Genomic DNA, 18,625 nt, shown 5'->3' with positions numbered 1-18,625 from the left:
CACTGCTATAATTATAAGAGGTATTAAGCAGCACTATTAGCTAATTGTTTTTTGCTAGTTTGCATTGTGTTAGGAGGTTGAAATGGTTTCTTCAGTTGATGGCGGAGGCTCTGTAGCAAAAGTATTGCAACAACAGCGTCAACAAGTAGCGGCTCAGCAAGACGAGCAAAGGGTAAAAGAGCAACAACAAGAGGTTAATCGCCAAGATCAAGAAAGTAGCTCTGTTGAGCCAAGCCGAAATGACCCAGATGATAGAAAAGGTCGTTCAGTGGATATAACCGCTTAACTAAAGTTATTTAAACAAGCCCCTTGTAAAAGGCAGGCTTATTATTCGGTGTTCTTTTTCCTAAATGCAAAAGCTTTCTCACAAGCGGGCAGTTCATAGAACATTGGTGCGCCATTTATGCGGTTGCCATTATATGCTTTCGCTTCATTGTGGCAGACCGATTCACTTTTTTTGAATTTTTGCCGACATTCTTGAAAGATTTCACTTCTTCTGGGTTTTAACGCAATTTTTCTTGCTGCTTCACAAGCTTTATCTAACTTTTTTTGTTCATTTTGATGTGCAAAAGCCACGGACGTTATGCTGTTGGTTACTATGAATACAAAACAGGTTAGGGTCGTAATTGATAAAAAATTAGCGGGCATATTTAATTCCTTGTAAAAATAGCAATCGGACAAAAATAAATAAGTAATCCGTTTGTTATAACTATTAACACTTTAGTGATTGTTGTTCATTACAGTGTCTAAGTCTATTAATAAATTTTCAATATATTTGTTATAAACTCTCAATAAAGACAGTCAAAAAGTGGTTTTTTGGCAAAGGCTTACCTACAGTTATTAATAATATCATTCGTGTTTTTATAATAATAAAAGAACTAAATAACAATTTAGTCAGGGGTTAAAAAGGAATATCATATGCAGAGTCTAAAAATACAAGAATATATGAATCATTACCCAGTCACTTTTACCGAAAGTATGTCTGTGGAGGAGGCGTCATTACGCTTTTTAAAAACCAAGCAGATTGGTGGGCCAGTGATAGATCAAAACTATAAAGTGCTTGGCTTTATTTCAGAAGGTGATGTTTTAGAGAAAATGTTAGAAACCATTTATTTCAATGAAAATGTCGCGATTATTAAAGATATTATGAACAAAAAAGTGCTGTCAGTGAAACCTTATGACAGTATTATTGAGTTAGGCCAAACCATGATAAAGGATAAACCTAAAGTTTATCCAGTAATTGATGATGATGGTAATTTACTTGGCACTATCTCTCGAAATGAAGTTTTACAAGCTTGTTATAAACACGGAAAGGCAAGAGCCTCTATAGAGAAAGAGCACGCGGCAGTTTGATAGCTAAGGTGCTCACCTATAATAAGTAGTCTTTTTTTAAAAGGAGCTGTAAAGCTTCTTTTGCTTGTTTTAATCTTGCCAACGTAGCGCTAAGCAGAACAATAAATTAATGCGTTTGCTATTACTCGCTGTAATTACGATATTTTACTGTTAAAATAACTTTTTTGATTTCCTATCCGAGTTTGCTTTGTCTGTTTCAATTGAGCCTGTTATTACTTCGTTTTCCCATTTACAAAACCTTTTTGAGCTAATGCCGCAAGCGAAAAATTGTGATGCTTTTCGCTTTAAAAAGAGGTTAGTAAATCTTAAAAAATCAATAGTTAAAGAGGCTGGGCAACAATCATCAACTGAAATAGCGGCTTTGCTATTATCAATAAAACAAATTAAATTGGTTGAGCAGTTACAACAACATATCCTTAAATCAATCAATGATAAACAACAAAAAATTAGAAACCTGCCAAAAATAACCTATCCAGATGGTTTACCCATTTCAGATAATGCCGAGCAAATCTCCAAAGCTATTCAAGATAATCAAGTCGTCATTATTGCTGGTGAAACAGGCTCAGGGAAAACTACCCAAATCCCGAAAATTTGTCTTGAACTTGGCCGAGGCGTGGATGGTCTAATTGGTCATACCCAACCTAGGCGAATTGCGGCAAGAACCGTTGCTAATCGTATTGCTGAAGAGTTAGGAACAACGCTTGGCGATCAGGTAGGTTATAAAGTTCGTTTTAATGATCAAGTCAGTGACCGCAGTTATATTAAATTAATGACTGACGGTATTTTGCTGGCGGAAATGCAAAGAGATAGATTATTACGTCAATACGATACTATCATTATCGATGAAGCCCATGAACGCAGTTTAAATATCGATTTTATCTTAGGTTATTTAAAACAAGTTCTGGCTAAACGCCCTGATCTTAAGTTAATAATCACCTCAGCGACCATTGACCCAGAACGTTTTGCTCAGCATTTTTCCAGCAAAACAGGGGGGTCAGCGCCAATTATTGAAGTATCAGGTAGGACTTTCCCTGTTGAAATGCGCTATCGACCATTAAATGATCGGGTAGTCAGTGACGATGACGAGCAATCACCTCAAGAGGTTGATGTTATTAGTGGTATTTTGTCGGCAGTTGATGAGCTTAGTGATTGTGGGCAAGGTGACATTCTTGTTTTCCTCAATGGTGAGCGTGAAATACGCGACACAGCCGCTGCGCTCAACAAAGCCAATTTAAGACATACTCATGTTTTACCACTGTATGCACGTTTAACTGTCAGCGAGCAAAACCAAATATTTAAACCCCATAGTGGTCGAAATATTGTCTTAGCGACCAATGTCGCCGAAACGTCTTTAACTGTCCCTGGTATTAAGTATGTTATTGACCCAGGTACAGCGCGGATTTCTCGTTACAGTTATCGTACTAAAGTACAACGTTTACCTATTGAAGCTGTATCACAGGCAAGTGCTAATCAACGCTCCGGCCGCTGTGGCCGTGTTTCTGAAGGTATTTGTATTCGTTTATATTCAGAAGATGATTACAACAGTCGCGCTGAGTTTACTGATCCTGAAATTCTACGTACTAATTTGGCCACAGTAATATTGCAAATGCATGCCCTTGATTTAGGTGATATTGCTGACTTCCCATTTGTTGAAGCGCCAGATAATCGTAATATTAGCGATGGCGTCCGTTTATTAGAAGAAATTGCTGCGATTGAAAGTCCCGGGAAGCCAGACAAAGTTAATTCATCGAGTAAAACTAAATTTTCGAAAGGTGCGCTAAAACCAACAACGACACAGTTGACTAAGTCAGGCCGTTTATTAGCAAAATTCCCCATAGATCCCCGTTTAGCTAAGATGGTTATCTCTGCCATTGAGTTTGGTTGTATTGAGCAAATACTTATTATTGTTAGTGCTTTAAGCATTCAAGACCCGCGTGAAAGGCCCCATGAAAAGCAGCAACTTAGTGATGAAAAGCATAATCGTTTTAAAAACAAGAGTTCTGATTTCATAAGTTTACTAAATCTTTGGCAGTATATTAATGAGCAGAAAAAAGATTTAACGCAAAACCATTTCAGGAAATTATGTCAGCGTGAGTTCCTATCCTATGTGCGTTTACGTGAATGGCAGGATATTTTTAGTCAATTAAAGCTAACACTAAAAGAGCAAAACATACAGTTAAGCTCGGTTAATTACCGCTTCTCAATACCAAGTTCTCAACAAGCTAACGAAGCAGAGGGCAAGGCTAAAGAAAGTGAACAGGACTCGGCATTAACACCAGTACATCAAGCCTTATTATCAGGTTTGCTTAGCCATATTGGACAGCAAGATGAAAACCGCGAGTATAAAGGTGCTCGCGGTATGAAATTCTTTATTTTCCCTGGCTCAGCGTTAACCAAAAAATCACCAAAGTGGCTGATGTCGGCAGAATTAGTGGAAACTAGCCGGTTATTTGCTCGTATGAACGCTAAAATTGACCCTCTATGGCTTGAGCCGCTGGCACAACACCTTGTTAAACGTAATTACAGTGAGCCGCACTGGGAGAAAAAGCAAGGTGCGGTGATGGCCTTTGAGCAAGTCACCTTATATGGCTTAAGTATTGTCAGTAAACGTAAAATTAATTTTAATACCATTGAACCCGCTACTTGTCGTGAGATATTTATTCGCGAAGCGCTGGTTAATGGTGATTGTGTTATTAAAGAAAAATTCTTAAGTAAAAATCAACAATTGGTAGCAAGCATTGAAGCGTTAGAGCAAAAAGCACGCCGCAAAGACTTTTTGATTGACGAACAACAGTTGGTTGATTTTTACAGTGATAAATTACCTGAAACCATTATCTGTCAGCGAAGTTTTCTCGCTTGGTGGAAAAAAGCTAAACAAGACGACGGTCAATTATTAGACTTTAGTGAAGCTTTTTTATTGAATGAATCATCCAATAAATTAAGTACTAAGGAATATCCTGATTTTTGGCAACAAGATGCTATAACTTTACCGCTAAAATATCATTTTAGCCCAGGGGATGTTGATGATGGCATAAGCATTATTGTACCTATTGCCTTATTAAATCAGGTACATGATATTGGTTTTGACTGGTTAATTCCTGCATTGCGTGAAGAGCTTGCTATCGCTTTAATTAAAGCCCTTCCTAAAACTTTAAGACGTAACTTCGTGCCGGCACCTAATTACGCACAGGCTTGTTTAGCAGCAATGCCAAGTGATGAGGGCCATTTACAAGCGGCACTGGCGAAACAACTATTACGTATGACGGGTGTGCGTTTACCTGAAGAGGCTTGGCAAGATATTTCACTGCCGGTACATTTAACCATGAATTTTCAAGTGGTGGATGACAAAGGTAAGTTATTAAAGCAAGGTCGAGATCTAAACGATCTTAAAGCTGATTTGCAAGGAAAAGTGAAAGCATCGATAAAAAAGGTGGCAGAAAAGGGGATAGAACAAGTAGATTTAACTCAATGGAATTTTGGAAAATTGCCTGTAGGTTATGAAAAGAAAGTTGCTAATATAACCATTAAGGCATTTCCGGCGTTAGTTGACCATAAAAGCAGTGTTGCCATTGAGTTATTTGAGCAAGAGCAACATGCCCAAGAAGCTATGCTCAAAGGTATCAGCCGACTCATTTTGCTGAATATCCCTACACCACTAAAGTATTTACAGGAAAAATTACCTAATAAGGCCAAACTTGGTTTATATTTTAACCCATTTGGCTCAATCAACGATCTGTTACAGGACTGTATCCAAGGTGCCTGTTTGTCTTTGGTACAGCAGTTTTCATCGCAGCAAAACGATGGACAATTACCACGAGAGCAAGCACAATTTTCTCTATGTTGTGATTATGTGCGCGCTGAAATTGCAGACTGTGTTTTAGCAGCAGCCATTAAAGTTGAACGCACCTTAAGTTTACGTCATGAAGTCACTAAAAAAATGAAAGGTAGCGTACCGTTAAATGTCATCCAATCCCATGGTGATATCAAGCAACAATGCCAGCAGTTAGTGTTCAAAGGTTTTGTAAGCTATTCAGGTTTAACTAAATTAGATGATATTACTCGCTATTTACAAGGCATGTTACGTCGATTAGAAAAACTGCCCATTGACCCTAATCAAGACAGGTTAAAACTGATTGAAGTGAATAAAGTAAATGACGTTTTCCAGAGCATTATAAAGAAACAGCGAAAAGATAAGCCCATTGAAAATGACTTACTTGCAACTCGTTGGTTAATTGAAGAGCTTCGGATTTCTTTATTTGCACAAAATTTAGGTACTGCAGCACCTATATCGGTAAAACGAATTTTAAATCATTTAAAAGCCTATGCTTAAGTAATATGTTTAAGCGATTATCGACATCTAAACCATAATATTGCTTAACTGTTCAATAAAAATTTGAATTATTTATGAGCACTAGTTGACACTTATGGTTTTGCTCAGTATAAATAATAGCGTCGTAAATAGTCTGCTTTGGAGAGCGAATGAACGGTTTTGATGATAAACGTGATTTTTACCGCATGATGTTAAACAGTGAAGTGACTGTTACCGTTATAGATGATGAAGTAAATAGTCAACTGACTGCTACTTGTCGGGACTTGAGTGCTACAGGCATGGCGTTTGAAATGGAACATCCTTTAGCGATTTCTACTCATGTGAGGATAAAAGTCGACTCAGCGAGTAGTCAGGTACAAACGCTTGATATCCGTGGACGTGTAGTTCGCATTGAAGAAGAAAACGTCAATTGTTATCTTATCGGTATTGCCATTGAAGAAATAGATTAGCTCTATATTATTTGCTTTGAAATGATAGAAAAAGCCAGAGTTAATCTGGCTTTTTAGTTTTTACCTTCCCCGTTGTATTCAGTCACAGCTCTCACTTTCAAATCGCTAGCTGTCACGGGGTTAACATGTCTAATTTTGAATGCTAAGCTTCATTGAAAGTGTTAACGGCAAGCATTAGTGTCAAAATCAATAACTAATGATGCATTATTACTATCACCCGTTACTTTAATGTATCCCCAATACTCTGATAGATTAGTTAAGTAAATACACTCACTATTTCCTGCATTATATGAAGTTCCATTATGATTTGAACCATTTGGCCAGCCCGTATTGCTAAATTCTATATTCAAATTACCGGTACCGTTACCTGTAGTGATAGCTATACTGCTATGGCCACTTACATCAGCAACGCTTAACCAACTAGTACTTACATTTCCAAGACAAATGGCTTCTCCATCAGCTACTTGACCACTAGATTGTGAGCCTTGTATGGCACACATATCCGGAACATTGCCACCAGGAATTGTTGTTGCACTTATATCAGCCATTGTAGTTGCAGTTTCTGTTAAGCCTTGATTATCAGTAATGCTCAAGGTTACTGTATAATTATTTGCTGAAGAATAGATATGGCTTGGGTTTGCTGAAGAGCTGCTTGTGCCATCACCAAAGTTCCAATTATATGTAGCAATTGAACCATCCGAATCGTAACTGCCAGCACTACTAAAGCTTACTGATACACCTTCATCAGCGGTATATGGACCATTAATATGAACAACAGGTGCTACATTGGGTGTGCCTTGACCTTCATCAAAACTTGCTGTGAGGGTAACATTGGCAAAGGCACTATAGGCATTAACATTCATATACCAAAGGCCAGCAGTTGGACTTGAAACGGTACAAGTTTCACTATTACCTGATTGATAAGGACGGCAATCGTAGCTACTAGAAGAAGGAGCAGTACCTTGTTTAATGAATAAGTCAGCGTCGCCGCTACCGCCACTAATATTTACCACTAAGTTTGTTGCGCCAACAGGAACATTAATAAAGTAGCTATCAGTGGTTTGATTGGTACTTGCTGATAAGCCTGACTTTGAACCACCATTAACAATTTCTAGACTGGCGCCTGAGGATATCGTTACTGCTGCGGTTGAGCTACCCATTGCACCTTGATCATCTGTAACAGTTAATGTTGCAGTATAATTATTCGCATTTGCGTAACTGTGGCTAGCGTTAGCACCAGTGCCTGTTGTACCGTCACCAAAGTTCCAACTATAACTAACAATAGAGCCGTCAGAATCTACTGAGCCATTACTAGTAAAGTTAATAACTTCACCGGCTTGACCCGCATATGGTCCATTTGCGTTGGCTGACGGGGCGGCATTATTTGGCGTAGTGCTACCGTCACTTTTAACGGTTTGTGTCCAAGTGGTAAATTCGTTGCTGTAATTATTTACCCAAGAATTTAAACGTGTTTTATAGGCTGTCCAGTTGCCAGCACGAGTTTCCCCTATCATTGCTTTAACTTCGTTAAAGTGGTTTTCAAACATAAAGCGAACTGCTAGGTAACCCCATTGGTAAATTCTATCTTGATCAAAACCATCATAAGTGGTTTCAAAAATAGTGCTTAAAGTATAAGTAGATCCATCATGAATGGTATCAATTGCCGATGGGTTATTATTTTCATTAGCAACGTATTCGGCAACACCTTCAGCCCACCAAACAACTTTTTCTGTTGGTGTATTAAAGTTACCAAATAAATCAAAGCGACCATCTAGGTAATGTACGTATTCATGTTCTAAGTTCCAAACATAATGCGGAGCTTCAGCATAAGAAGCCTCATAAGCAACAAAATTAGGTATGTTTCCAGCAACTGATGGGTCGCCTTCTAAATACATACCGCCATTATTGGTGTTTATATCAAAGATAGGACCGGCATATTTACCATAATCATTACTGCTGTCGAAAATATTAATTTGCAATTGATTGTTGGTATCACCAGGAATTGGCACATTGCCAGATTGTGTTTTGTTATGAAAATAGCTTTCCTCAGCACCTAATGTTGAACAAGCGGATGATTGCTGTGCAGAGGTTAGGTTTTGTGAACGGATTTTAAGTGTGGAGCTACAAGTATAAGTTTGCGCTAATGCTTGTGTTTCTAGTTGTGTTTCATAACCACAAATACCGTAGTCATTACATTTACCGTAGTAAGTGGCCGTATCAGCAGCGCCTAACCAGACAGCGTCGCCATTACCAAACATAACATAATTGGAGAAAATGCTATTTAGGCCTGAATCAACCGTAGACTGAATGGCAGTGCCATACATTTTCATTCGACCTAACTCACGAGCCGCATTAGCAATAAGATATTCAGACTCACTGTTAATCATCCAGTTTTGCTGAGTAAAATTATTTAAGCGACTTATTAACGTGGTATCGGTGTTTACTAAGTTTTTAAAGTTAGTATTGTATTGTCCGCGAAATAAAATAGTGAAAATACCATTAACGGCACTGCGCATATTCCATTTATTAGCGTAGCTTTGATTCCAGCGGTTTAACCACTCTTTAACAACGGGTAAATATATGTCTTGTTGTTCAGAGCTATCCATAGTGATGATAACTTCAGATAAGGTTTTACCATGGCCATCGTTATCTTGATAAAAATTGGCATTGTTAACAAAGGCATCAATGGCGCCTTTAACTGAGGGTTTTACCCAAGAAATAAAGCTGACGCTATTATTGTAAAACTCTACATAATAGCCAGCGCGTAAATATAAAAACATCGCTTCAATATTAACATCACCGCCACCGGCATAAGATTGAGATAAGTTTTTTACATGATTAGCAACAGCATACATGTTGTCTGAACTATATGCGCTACTTTGAATGCTAGTTGAAGCATTAAACAATTCGTTAACACAATTAGGACCTTGAGTTTTAATTTCATTAATCAAGGTTGAAGAGTTTGAAGTAGCAAAGGCATTAACATTACAACTAGCGGATGCTGAGACTTGTAACGACATGGGTTGGACTGACTTTGAATTCAAACTTGCTAACGATTTAGTGGTTTCCTGTATTTCTCTTCGAGGAGTTGGTGCCTTAATATCTTGCGTGTTTTTATTTGCATGGCCATTGTGTAGGTCAACAGCTTGCACCTTTGATTGTTGAGGTGCTTGTTGTGGGGCTTGCGGAATATGTGCAGCCTGTGCTGAGGCTATTGTTAGCAAAGTACAGCTAGCAATAAAGATCTTATTAAGCTTCATATCTATCTTCCTTTATATTTTTAGTATTTTTATATTCTTCCTTAGAGCATGAATTCCTTTATGAAAATCAGCCACATCCGTATAGCAAATAAAACCTACCATATACTTTATATCGTATACAATCGTTATTTAGATCAAAATACGAACAAATAACGGGTGAAATTAAAGCAGGTAAGGTTGTTTTTATGTTTGATTTAATTTTAACTAATTGATTGTTTTATGTTAATTAAATGTAAAGCTAGTGTTAAGTGCATATTGGTTAATGATGTTTTTTAAGGTGAAATAAATTAAAAAAAAGTAATTTATTTGTTCGATAGAGAGGCAAGGTAAGATTTTTGAATAGAAATACTAAAATAAATGTGAAATTAATTGTCTATCTTATGTGTCCGAGGCAACGAAATATTTGTCATTTAAATGGCCATCCATGGCGCATCAAATTACATCTTTTTTTTATTGAAAATAAAGCAATTATTCAACTTGGCAAACTAAACCTTTTAAATAATAACCTTCAGGATAATTTGAAGATATAGGATGATCTGCTGCCTGTTGTAAACGTTCAACAAAATAGACTTTTCTTTTAGCATCTAGAGCCGCATCGGCTACCACTTTTTGAAATAAGCTTGCTTCCATCAAGCCTGAGCAAGAAAAGGTTAATAAAAGACCACCAGGGTTCAATAACTGCATGGCAAGCATGTTGATGTCTTTATAACCACGACAAGCGCCGGTTAGTTGTGCTTTTGATTCAACAAATTTAGGCGGATCAAGGATAATCATATCAAAACGGCGCTTTTCTTCACGGTACCGTCTTAATAGTTTAAAAACATCTTCTTTGACAAAAGATACATTAGCATCAGTTAAACCATTTAATTCAAGGTTACGTTGCCCCATATCAAGTGCTGCTTGCGATACATCGACATTAATCACTTCTTTGGCATTATTTGCTGCGCAATGTAGTGCAAAAGTACTGGTATAAGAAAAACAATTTAGAATAGTTTTATCTTTGGCAAATTTACCTGCAGTTAATCGAGAGTCGCGTTGATCGAGATAAAAACCTGTTTTGTGGCCAGTAGCGACATCAACATGAATTTTGATACCGTGTTCTTCAATAACACACTCGGTAGAATCCTGTGGCTCAGTTAACCAACCGGTTACGGGCTCTAAGCCCTCTTTTTTGCGGACATCAACATCAGAGCGCTCATAAATATGACAATCAGGGTAAAGCTGCTTTAAACAACTCACTAGCGTGTAACGATGAAAGTCTGCACCAGCGCTAAGTAATTGACAAACTAGAAAGTTATCATACTTATCAATAGTAACGCCGGGTAAACCATCAGACTCACCAGCAATTAATCGATAGCCTGTTAATTTTCCTTGTTCGATAAACCAATCACGCCTTACTTGTGCGTTCTGTAACTTATTAAGGAAAAAATTATGATCAATTTCTTGGTTTTCATCAAAGCTCCACACCCTAATTCTAATTTGAGACTCAGGTGAATAAGCTCCTTTGGCTAACCAGTTACCTTTACTATCGAATACATCAACAGTATCCCCAAGCATTGGTTTTCCTTTGATTTTATTTATAGCTTTCGAGAAAATCCACGGGTGTTTACGCAATAAAGATTTTTCACGACCAACATTTAAAGAAATTCTTGCTGACATAGGTCTATACTTATTTTTAATGAATAAATACCAAGCATTAAACGAGGCTTTATTCGTTGAAAGAGAAATTTGTGCCGATTTTAGACAATGACTGCCTAAGGTGCAAACTTTACTGGTAATAATAGTGATTTAACAAGAGAAACATCTATGAATGTTAGCTATATTGCGCATATTTCAGGTAGGGTACAAGGGGTGTATTTTCGAGCTTCATCTCAACAACAAGCCATTGAATATAGCTTAAGTGGTTATGCTCGAAATTTAGCCGATGGTGATGTAGAAGTCTTGCTTTGTGGTGAGCAAGACAATATTAACAAAATGTTAGTATGGCTTGCCCATGGGCCAGAGCAAGCACAAGTGACCGACATACAGCATAAACAAGTGCCATGGCAACAGCATAACTTTTTCTCTATAGGGTAGTCACCAATCGCTCTAAATTATTTTTTATCGCTGTTAGGGCGTTATGGTTTAATAAAACTGAAACGCTTTAATGTTTTCCCCTCTCGTTCGATAGTTTCATCAAACATGGCTAGCGGGCGCAACCAAATATCTTCTGCATTATCTTTAGGGTGATACACAACCAAATATTCTTCAGTTTCACTATGCCTTGCAATATAAAGTACTTGGTAGTAATTACCTTTAAAATGCTGGTAGGTTCCTGTTTTTATCATTGTTTTACCTTCGGGGTCATTGACGGGAAATTTTAAAATGGGTCTTTTAGTATTTTATCAATATACCACTTACCATCACGTTGGATAATTGCTAGGCGTTTAACTTCTTTAATCCGGTTCTCTTGATAATAACCATCAAAGTAGATAGTTATATTAGCGCTACCTTTAAATTGTTCACGTATTTTCACACCAGCACCATCGGGTTTTATCTCAACTTTGTCGTACGACATATTAAATAAGTGACGAGCAACCGCTTCTGAAGAGCGGTAATGAAGAATTAAACGCGCTAGTTTAGGGTTACAAACAGAGGCCGCCTTCTCAACATTTTTTTCATTATAAAGCGCATCAAAAAAAGCCACAGCAACTGTTTCTGGGTTATCAACGGTGGTGATTTTTTTAGGGTCATCTTCACCGCAAGCTGCTAGCAAAAGAACTGAACAAGATAGCAATGAAAATAGAACGATTTTTAAATAATGCATTGAAGTTTAGTCAAAAAATGAGACGTTAATGCAATAGTAACGTAATTAGTTTGCTAAAGCGAAGCGAAATATCTAAGCGCTTTTTTAGGGGGGGATTTATCAACAAAAAAGGCACCGAAGTGCCTTTAATCAAAACTGAAGTTAAATTCGTAATATTTTATTGAACAAGTTCTTTATCGCTAAAGCTCTCACTAAATAATGCACTAGATAAATAACGCTCAGCTGAACTTGGCAATATAACAACAATATTTTTACCTTTGTTCTCAGGAAGCTCTGCCAGACGCTTGGCGGCAATAACTGCTGCGCCAGAAGAAATACCAGCAAGGATACCTTCTTCTTTCATTAAACGGTGCGTCATTGCAAAGGCATCATCATTTGAAACAAGTTCAACGGCATCAACCATTTCAAGATCTAAGTTACCTGGAATAAAGCCGGCACCTATACCTTGAATTTTGTGAGGACCTGGCGTTAATGGTTCACCAGCAAGTGCTTGAGTAATTACTGGTGAGTCAGTCGGCTCTACAGCTACCGTAGTGATAGCTTTTCCTTTGGTAAGTTTTATATAGCGACTAGTACCTGTGAGCGTACCACCAGTGCCAACACCAGCAACAAAAATGTCTATATTACCATCTGTATCATTCCAGATTTCAGGCCCTGTAGTTTCTTCATGAATTTTCGGGTTAGCGGGATTATCAAACTGGCCTAATAAAACATATTTATCTGGATCCGAATCTTTCAGCTCTTGGGCTTTAGCAATTGCGCCACCCATGCCCTTGGCACCGTCAGTTAATTCAACTTTTGCACCTAAAGCCGTTAGTAGTTTACGGCGCTCTAAGCTCATAGTGCTTGGCATCGTTAAAGTTATGGCGTAACCGCGTGCGGCAGCAACAAATGCTAAGGCAATACCGGTATTACCACTGGTAGGCTCGACAATTTCTTTTCCTGGGCTTAATAAACCTTTTTCTTCAGCATCCCAAACCATACTCGCGCCAATACGACATTTAACGCTGAAACTTGGGTTTCTCGCTTCAATTTTGGCGTAAACATTTGCGCCATTTTCAGCATTAATCACGCGGTTTAGTTTAACCAGAGGCGTATTACCTATGGTTGTGGTGTTGTCTTCGAAAATTTTAGACATATTGGATCCTGTGAATGAGTTACTTTAACAGCCTAAGAGTAGCTAGTTGCGGTAAAAAATGAAGTGATATTTTGTTATAACTTATATTGCTATATATCAAAAAAATATAAAAAGCTCATTTTTTGATATTACAAAATGTGAGTTATGGTTTTGTTTTTGTCGCTTTAATTTGCAAACTACCTTGGTGATCGTACATTGACAGCTGGTCATTATTCAATTGAAAGCGTTTTACCTTACCCAGTGCTTGTAATAATAAAGACTCTTGCTGCATTAATGCAGGCAAACACATTTTACGAGTGGTAGCGATAGGACCAATACTTATCGAGTTATTTTGTAAGCTGTAACTGGTCGAAATATTATTACAAGATGCTGAGCCACTTAACTTATTTTTCTGATCAAATGTTAACCGAGCAGAACTTTGACTTATAACCGGTTTATTTTTAATCGATTGAACAAGCCAACTACCGGATAATGTTTCAGGGGTAGGAAGAGTGGTGGAGCTATTACAAGCTATCAGTTGTGTTGATAGTGCCAAAATCAACGTGAGTCGTTTAATATTTATAGTGTTATTCATAAAAATCTCTATATATTTTCCAGGCGGCTGAAATGCCCAAACTGGTAGGTTATATTAATCTTAGTGTCATTCAATTAACTATGGAACTCAAGCGCTTACTTTATTAATACATTTTTACATTCATTGAGGCATTAAATATCTAATCGAAAGTGAAAGTGCTTTCGCTAAACAAATGAAGTTGTTGGTCTATAAAAATTGTTGGCGTATAATCAAATTATTCATCTTCCCGCTACCTATTAAGGAATTGACTTTGCCCTTCGCCCTAGTTGATATGTTAGCTTTATCTATTTTCATTGTCGCTTGGTATGGGTATACCGTCTTTGCAAGGAAAAAAGCTAAAACAACTGATTGTATCGCTCGGTCCTTACATCAACACAGAATTCATTGGATGTATGAGGTAATAACACGCGAAATAAGAGTTTCAGAAGCGTCGTTATTGGCTAATTTAGAGCGTAACATTGCTTTTTTTGCTTCGAGTACCTTGCTAATTCTTGCCGGTATTTTTACCTTATTCGCTAAAGTAGCAACATTAGAGGTGGTTATTGCCTCATTGCCATTTGCTACCGATGTTAACCACCTAGCTATACAACTTAAACTCAGCTTATTAGCCTTTATTTTTGTTATTTCCTTTTTTCAATTCACTTGGTCTATGCGTCAGTATGGGTTTTTAAATGTAATGATAGGCGCTGCACCCATTGATCTTTCAGGTACCAATGAAAACCTAAAGGCATATGCTAAGCAAATGGCGATAGTGCAAGATCAGGCCGCGCATTCTTATAACTATGGTTTAAGGTCATATTATTTTGCAATAGCGGCAATGTGTTGGTTTTTTCATCCATTGTTATTAGTATTGATGAGTTTATGGGTCGTTTATACTTTATATACACGAGAGTTTAATTCAAAAGCAGTAAAAGCTATTACAACAGCTCAGAACCTTTTAAATCATGAGCGCCAGTTAAAAAATGAGCACTAGTCAAGCACCTAAAACGTATCAAGAATACTCCATCGAAGATTTTGATAAGTTTGATTGCCTAAAGTTATCAAAACGATTTTATATTGTTTTACTGTTTGTTTTGCGTGGCTATTTAGTTTGGCTAATGTCGGTCACGAACATGAAAGATAGGGTCGGCACCATGCAATGGATTTATCCTGAGACAAACTTGTTTTTTTTAAGTTTAATATCGGGTGTTATTGGTTTGTTTGTAGTGCTAATTATTAGCTTACGAAGGCCTGATGCGCCAAAATGGATACAACAGCTTTGGCCTTATTGCCGAACACTTTTAGTGGGCGCGTTAATTTTTGATTTTATCATCAACCTCATTGGCTTTTTTTATTGGCAACTATCATCGATACCTTGGCTTGTTTGCCAAGGGGCTATTGTTTTTGCGTTAATAATTTTATGCTTTACCAGTAAACGTTTGCAAATTAATTTAAGTGAGTTTCCTCAAACGTTACCAGAAAAATAGTTATCAAATACGCGCAATTGTGTCGTCAATAAAATAAGGCTTGTTAGTGAATAATCTACCCGATAACCAAGAGATTAAAGAAGACCAACGATTAATCATTCTCGATACTGAAACCACAGGTATCAATCCAAGAGAAGGGCACAGAATAGTTGAAATTGGCTGCGTTGAAATGATCAACCGTCAATTAACAGGGCGAACTTATCACGCGTATATAAAACCTCTTGATCAACGCGGGCAAGTGTTCGAGATGGAGCAAGAGGTTATAAATATTCATGGCTTAACGAATGAATTTCTTAATGATAAACCTATATTTTCGCAAGTAGTTCATGAGTTTATTGAATTTATTCGAGGCGCTGAGTTAGTTATTCATAACTCAAAGTTTGATGTTGGCTTTATGGACCATGAGTTTTCACTGTTTAACTCAATGAACCGTAGCCAAGATAAAGTTCCGATGACTGAAGATATCTGTACTATTACAGATACGTTGAAGGTGTCAAAAGAGAAACTTGGCTCACCTAAAACCCTAGATTACTTAGCACGGTTTTATCGAGTAGATAAATTAATCGACCGTACTTATCACGGGGCATTGATTGATGCGCAACTATTGGCATTCGTTTATGTAGAAATGACACGTCTGCAGTCTACATTAGACTTTTCTGTCGGTGATGGCAGCAATGCTGATGCGAATGCCATTAGGCGATTGTCATCAACACGGAATAAATTAAAGGTTATTACCGCCTCGGCCGATGAATTAGATGCGCACGCGGAGCGCGTTGCCGTTATTGCTAAAAAAGGAGGAGAGCCACTTTGGAAATAAATAAGCAGCTTTATTTTAACGTTCAGAAATATACCGTACTGATATTTTTTTTGGCTATGAGCATTTGTTTCGCATCATTTAATGCAGAGGCCGCTGAAAATAATGATATAGAAAAAATCGGAAATAAACTAAATAAAACTAAAGTTGAATATTATCAACAAGACAATCTAACGAATCAAGTACCCTATTTTGATAATCGATTCCGTCTTGATGCAAACTTAGATGAAATAACATTAATTTTTTATCGTAAAAGTGGCAGTAAACCCATTATCCTTATTAGGCCTGATGGCAGTAAAATAAGGGTTAATAAATTTGACCATGATAAAGTGCAATGGTTTGATGACAGTACCTTTGACATGATTAAGATAAAGAAGCCTATGCCAGGTCCTTGGCAAGCGGTAGGAGATATCTTACCTAATAGTCAAATACTGGTGGTCTCCGATGTAAAGATTGCTGTAGAACCTTTACCGGAACTTGCATTTTCAGGTGAGACCCTTAAAGTTGAAGGGCGGCTATTTAATGGTGATGAGGCGATAGAAAGCCCACACTTTAAAAAAGTTGTAAAATTAGATGTTAACTTTTACAGCACTAATAACTCACTCTATGATAACTTCGGTGCTGATGCTATAAAAGTCACGTCTTTTCGAGATGATGGCCGTGCGTTAGATGAATATGCTAATGACAATACCTTCACTGGTGAGTTTATTTTAGACTTTGCTCCTGGTGAATGGCAGCCTGTCTACTTAGTGAAACTACCAATGGCTACGCGTGAGCTTAGACAAACCCCTATATTATTAAAAAAGACACCGGTAGAAATGAGTGTTGTCAAATCAGAAGACTCAGATAAACCCCATCAAGTTATCCTAACTATTGATCCGAGTTATGTTGATCCAAATAGTCTTGTCTTTCAAGGTAAATTTACTTTCCCTGACCGACAACTTGAACCTTTTTCAATTATGGAGAGCGTGGGTGAAACAAGGACTACCAACATTACTAATACCGAGCCAGGTATTTACCGTATTAATGTTAGTGCTTTTGGTAAAACTATTACTGGTAGGGAGTTTCGTTTAGTCGTACCAGAATTCACCTTTAATGTTGAAGCGTCCAATTACGTGATGAACACAGTGGCTGAGGACGGCACCATTGTGATAATTGAATCGGCTGATGATTTACTTATGAAAGCACAGGAAGAAAAAGAACAGGCTTTATTAGCTCAGCAACAGGCCCTAGAAGAAAAAGAGCAAGAAACAATGTTAATGATAATAGCCGGCAACAGTGTCATTATAATAATTGCACTTGTTTTGTATTTTTCTTTGCGAAGGAAGAAAGTGAAAACTAAATGATTTTAAAGCTATTTAGTTTGTATTCTATGAAAAGTGGTGAAATATGCTTTGATTTTCATCAGATTGCTCGCCAAATGCGCACGCAGTAAATTTTATTAAAAAAGTGGTTGACTGCGCCGCGTCATAACCGTATTATCTCGCCGCATTCAACGACATGTTGTTGAAGCAAGACATAAGTTACTATGATTAATTTAGATTAATTATTTTACTTATAGCAAAAGGTAGCGGAGTGGTAGTTCAGTTGGTTAGAATACCGGCCTGTCACGCCGGGGGTCGCGGGTTCGAGTCCCGTCCACTCCGCCAATTTTGTTAAAATCATCATAGTTGATGCGAAGTGAAATTCGTTAAAATTTCAAAGCGAAATACAGCGGAGTGGTAGTTCAGTTGGTTAGAATACCGGCCTGTCACGCCGGGGGTCGCGGGTTCGAGTCCCGTCCACTCCGCCAATTTTGTTTAAAATCATCATAGTTGATGCGAAGTGAAATTCGTTAAAGTTTCAAAGCGAAATACAGCGGAGTGGTAGTTCAGTTGGTTAGAATACCGGCCTGTCACGCCGGGGGTCGCGGGTTCGAGTCCCGTCCACTCCGCCAATTTTGATTTAGAATCATCATAGTTGATGCGAACTGAACTTCGTTAAAATTTCACGGGTAGAGTCCCGATCACTTCCCCAAGTGAAAACTCAAAGTAAGCAAGATATGCGGAGTGGTAGTTCAGTTGGTTAGAATACCGGCCTGTCACGCCGGGGGTCGCGGGTTCGAGTCCCGTCCACTCCGCCAATTTTGTTTGAATCATCATAGTTGATGCGAAGAGAGCTTCGTTAAAAACTCAAAGTAAACAAAATATGCGGAGTGGTAGTTCAGTTGGTTAGAATACCGGCCTGTCACGCCGGGGGTCGCGGGTTCGAGTCCCGTCCACTCCGCCAATTTTGTTAAGTATAAAGAAAGAAATAATAAGGCTAACAGCATAGTTAGTTTTATAGATTACTTTAACGCCATGTCAAAGTAGAATGAGATATACCCCTTCTGTATTTAATACAATCTAAATATAAAAAACCTCTTAATTTATAAATATTAAATCTGTACTTCTAAT

16 protein-coding genes and 5 tRNA genes are annotated in these 18,625 nt (G+C 37.8%); 14 read left to right on the top strand and 7 right to left on the bottom strand.

Features of this window, described 5'->3' with window-relative positions; translation table 11 throughout:
* The first annotated feature begins 82 nt into the window (after positions 1–82).
* Entirely contained in the window at positions 83–286 is a 204-nt protein-coding gene (locus GAB14E_RS01820) for a hypothetical protein (RefSeq protein WP_033084328.1), read from the top strand.
* A gap of 41 nt (positions 287–327) precedes the next feature.
* Here the strand turns inward: GAB14E_RS01820 and GAB14E_RS01825 are convergent, their stop codons facing one another.
* Positions 328–648 carry a hypothetical protein gene (locus GAB14E_RS01825; RefSeq protein ID WP_033084327.1) on the bottom strand — a complete coding sequence of 107 codons (321 nt, stop codon included), beginning with the start codon at positions 646–648 and terminating at the stop codon, positions 328–330.
* 270 nt (positions 649–918) lie between these two features.
* Between GAB14E_RS01825 and GAB14E_RS01830 the strand changes: the two genes are divergently transcribed.
* The 3 genes from GAB14E_RS01830 (at position 919) to GAB14E_RS01840 (ending at position 6,132) form a co-directional block, all read left to right on the top strand.
* A complete protein-coding gene (locus tag GAB14E_RS01830) occupies positions 919–1,353 on the top strand; it encodes a CBS domain-containing protein (RefSeq protein ID WP_033084326.1) in 435 nt (144 codons plus the stop codon).
* Positions 1,354–1,603: 250 nt separating this feature from the next.
* Positions 1,604–5,683, top strand: a complete 4,080-nt coding sequence (gene hrpA, locus GAB14E_RS01835) for an ATP-dependent RNA helicase HrpA (protein WP_033084404.1) — start codon at positions 1,604–1,606, stop codon at positions 5,681–5,683.
* Positions 5,684–5,832: 149 nt separating this feature from the next.
* Positions 5,833–6,132, top strand: coding sequence for a PilZ domain-containing protein (locus GAB14E_RS01840; protein ID WP_033084325.1), 300 nt, complete (start codon positions 5,833–5,835; stop codon positions 6,130–6,132).
* Between the two features lie 161 nt (positions 6,133–6,293).
* On the opposite strand, the gene GAB14E_RS01845 is transcribed toward GAB14E_RS01840, so the two are convergent.
* Both GAB14E_RS01845 and GAB14E_RS01850 read right to left on the bottom strand, forming a co-directional pair.
* Positions 6,294–9,392: a collagenase gene (locus tag GAB14E_RS01845; RefSeq protein ID WP_033084324.1), complete on the bottom strand. Its 3,099-nt coding sequence runs from the start codon at positions 9,390–9,392 to the stop codon at positions 6,294–6,296.
* Positions 9,393–9,860: 468 nt separating this feature from the next.
* Positions 9,861–11,051, bottom strand: coding sequence for a class I SAM-dependent methyltransferase (locus GAB14E_RS01850; protein ID WP_033084323.1), 1,191 nt, complete (start codon positions 11,049–11,051; stop codon positions 9,861–9,863).
* Between the two features lie 147 nt (positions 11,052–11,198).
* Between GAB14E_RS01850 and GAB14E_RS01855 the strand changes: the two genes are divergently transcribed.
* Positions 11,199–11,468: an acylphosphatase gene (locus GAB14E_RS01855; protein ID WP_033084322.1), complete on the top strand. Its 270-nt coding sequence runs from the start codon at positions 11,199–11,201 to the stop codon at positions 11,466–11,468.
* 41 nt (positions 11,469–11,509) lie between these two features.
* Here the strand turns inward: GAB14E_RS01855 and GAB14E_RS01860 are convergent, their stop codons facing one another.
* The 4 genes from GAB14E_RS01860 to GAB14E_RS01875 all read right to left on the bottom strand — a co-directional run bounded on the left by GAB14E_RS01860 (position 11,510) and on the right by GAB14E_RS01875 (position 13,910).
* A complete protein-coding gene (locus tag GAB14E_RS01860; protein ID WP_033084321.1) occupies positions 11,510–11,719 on the bottom strand; it encodes a DUF1653 domain-containing protein in 210 nt (69 codons plus the stop codon).
* Positions 11,720–11,751: 32 nt separating this feature from the next.
* Positions 11,752–12,147 carry a hypothetical protein gene (locus GAB14E_RS01865; protein ID WP_231562121.1) on the bottom strand — a complete coding sequence of 132 codons (396 nt, stop codon included), beginning with the start codon at positions 12,145–12,147 and terminating at the stop codon, positions 11,752–11,754.
* Positions 12,148–12,355: 208 nt separating this feature from the next.
* Entirely contained in the window at positions 12,356–13,336 is a 981-nt protein-coding gene (gene cysK / locus GAB14E_RS01870) for a cysteine synthase A (RefSeq protein WP_033084319.1), read from the bottom strand.
* Between the two features lie 142 nt (positions 13,337–13,478).
* Positions 13,479–13,910: an META domain-containing protein gene (locus tag GAB14E_RS01875; protein WP_033084318.1), complete on the bottom strand. Its 432-nt coding sequence runs from the start codon at positions 13,908–13,910 to the stop codon at positions 13,479–13,481.
* Positions 13,911–14,160: 250 nt separating this feature from the next.
* On the opposite strand from GAB14E_RS01875, the gene GAB14E_RS01880 reads away from it, so the two are divergent.
* The 9 genes from GAB14E_RS01880 to GAB14E_RS01920 all read left to right on the top strand — a co-directional run bounded on the left by GAB14E_RS01880 (position 14,161) and on the right by GAB14E_RS01920 (position 18,458).
* On the top strand, positions 14,161–14,883 hold the full coding sequence (locus GAB14E_RS01880) for a DUF599 domain-containing protein (RefSeq protein ID WP_033084317.1): 723 nt from the start codon (positions 14,161–14,163) through the stop codon (positions 14,881–14,883).
* Positions 14,873–15,376, top strand: coding sequence for a DUF2919 family protein (locus GAB14E_RS01885; RefSeq protein WP_033084316.1), 504 nt, complete (start codon positions 14,873–14,875; stop codon positions 15,374–15,376). The genes GAB14E_RS01880 and GAB14E_RS01885 overlap by 11 nt, the downstream gene beginning before the upstream one ends.
* 46 nt (positions 15,377–15,422) lie before the next feature.
* A complete protein-coding gene (gene dnaQ / locus GAB14E_RS01890; RefSeq protein WP_081967915.1) occupies positions 15,423–16,193 on the top strand; it encodes a DNA polymerase III subunit epsilon in 771 nt (256 codons plus the stop codon).
* The gene (locus GAB14E_RS01895) at positions 16,184–17,536 is read left to right on the top strand and encodes a TIGR03503 family protein (RefSeq protein ID WP_033084315.1); all 1,353 of its coding nucleotides are present in this window, start codon (positions 16,184–16,186) and stop codon (positions 17,534–17,536) included. The genes dnaQ and GAB14E_RS01895 overlap by 10 nt, the downstream gene beginning before the upstream one ends.
* A 226-nt stretch (positions 17,537–17,762) precedes the next feature.
* Positions 17,763–17,839: transfer RNA gene (locus GAB14E_RS01900), tRNA-Asp, on the top strand.
* Between the two features lie 66 nt (positions 17,840–17,905).
* Positions 17,906–17,982: transfer RNA gene (locus tag GAB14E_RS01905), tRNA-Asp, on the top strand.
* A 67-nt stretch (positions 17,983–18,049) separates the two neighbouring features.
* Positions 18,050–18,126 (top strand) — tRNA-Asp (locus GAB14E_RS01910).
* 109 nt (positions 18,127–18,235) lie between these two features.
* Positions 18,236–18,312, top strand: a tRNA-Asp gene (locus GAB14E_RS01915).
* A gap of 69 nt (positions 18,313–18,381) precedes the next feature.
* Positions 18,382–18,458 (top strand) — tRNA-Asp (locus tag GAB14E_RS01920).
* Positions 18,459–18,625 lie beyond the last annotated feature (167 nt).

The organism is Colwellia psychrerythraea (assembly GCF_000764185.1).
GTDB classification, from domain to species: domain Bacteria; phylum Pseudomonadota; class Gammaproteobacteria; order Enterobacterales; family Alteromonadaceae; genus Colwellia; species Colwellia psychrerythraea_B.
This window is presented reverse-complemented; position numbering and strand designations above follow the sequence as displayed.

Bases quoted from the DNA above. Each gene is read 5' to 3' on its own strand.
- GAB14E_RS01820 (WP_033084328.1), top strand. From the start codon at position 83: ATGGTTTCTTCAGTTGATGGCGGAGGCTCTGTAGCAAAAGTATTGCAA.
- GAB14E_RS01825 (WP_033084327.1), bottom strand. From the start codon at position 648: ATGCCCGCTAATTTTTTATCAATTACGACCCTAACCTGTTTTGTATTC.
- GAB14E_RS01830 (WP_033084326.1), top strand. From the start codon at position 919: ATGCAGAGTCTAAAAATACAAGAATATATGAATCATTACCCAGTCACT.
- hrpA (WP_033084404.1), top strand. From the start codon at position 1,604: ATGCCGCAAGCGAAAAATTGTGATGCTTTTCGCTTTAAAAAGAGGTTA.
- GAB14E_RS01840 (WP_033084325.1), top strand. From the start codon at position 5,833: ATGAACGGTTTTGATGATAAACGTGATTTTTACCGCATGATGTTAAAC.
- GAB14E_RS01845 (WP_033084324.1), bottom strand. From the start codon at position 9,392: ATGAAGCTTAATAAGATCTTTATTGCTAGCTGTACTTTGCTAACAATA.
- GAB14E_RS01850 (WP_033084323.1), bottom strand. From the start codon at position 11,051: ATGTCAGCAAGAATTTCTTTAAATGTTGGTCGTGAAAAATCTTTATTG.
- GAB14E_RS01855 (WP_033084322.1), top strand. From the start codon at position 11,199: ATGAATGTTAGCTATATTGCGCATATTTCAGGTAGGGTACAAGGGGTG.
- GAB14E_RS01860 (WP_033084321.1), bottom strand. From the start codon at position 11,719: ATGATAAAAACAGGAACCTACCAGCATTTTAAAGGTAATTACTACCAA.
- cysK (WP_033084319.1), bottom strand. From the start codon at position 13,336: ATGTCTAAAATTTTCGAAGACAACACCACAACCATAGGTAATACGCCT.
- GAB14E_RS01875 (WP_033084318.1), bottom strand. From the start codon at position 13,910: ATGAATAACACTATAAATATTAAACGACTCACGTTGATTTTGGCACTA.
- GAB14E_RS01885 (WP_033084316.1), top strand. From the start codon at position 14,873: ATGAGCACTAGTCAAGCACCTAAAACGTATCAAGAATACTCCATCGAA.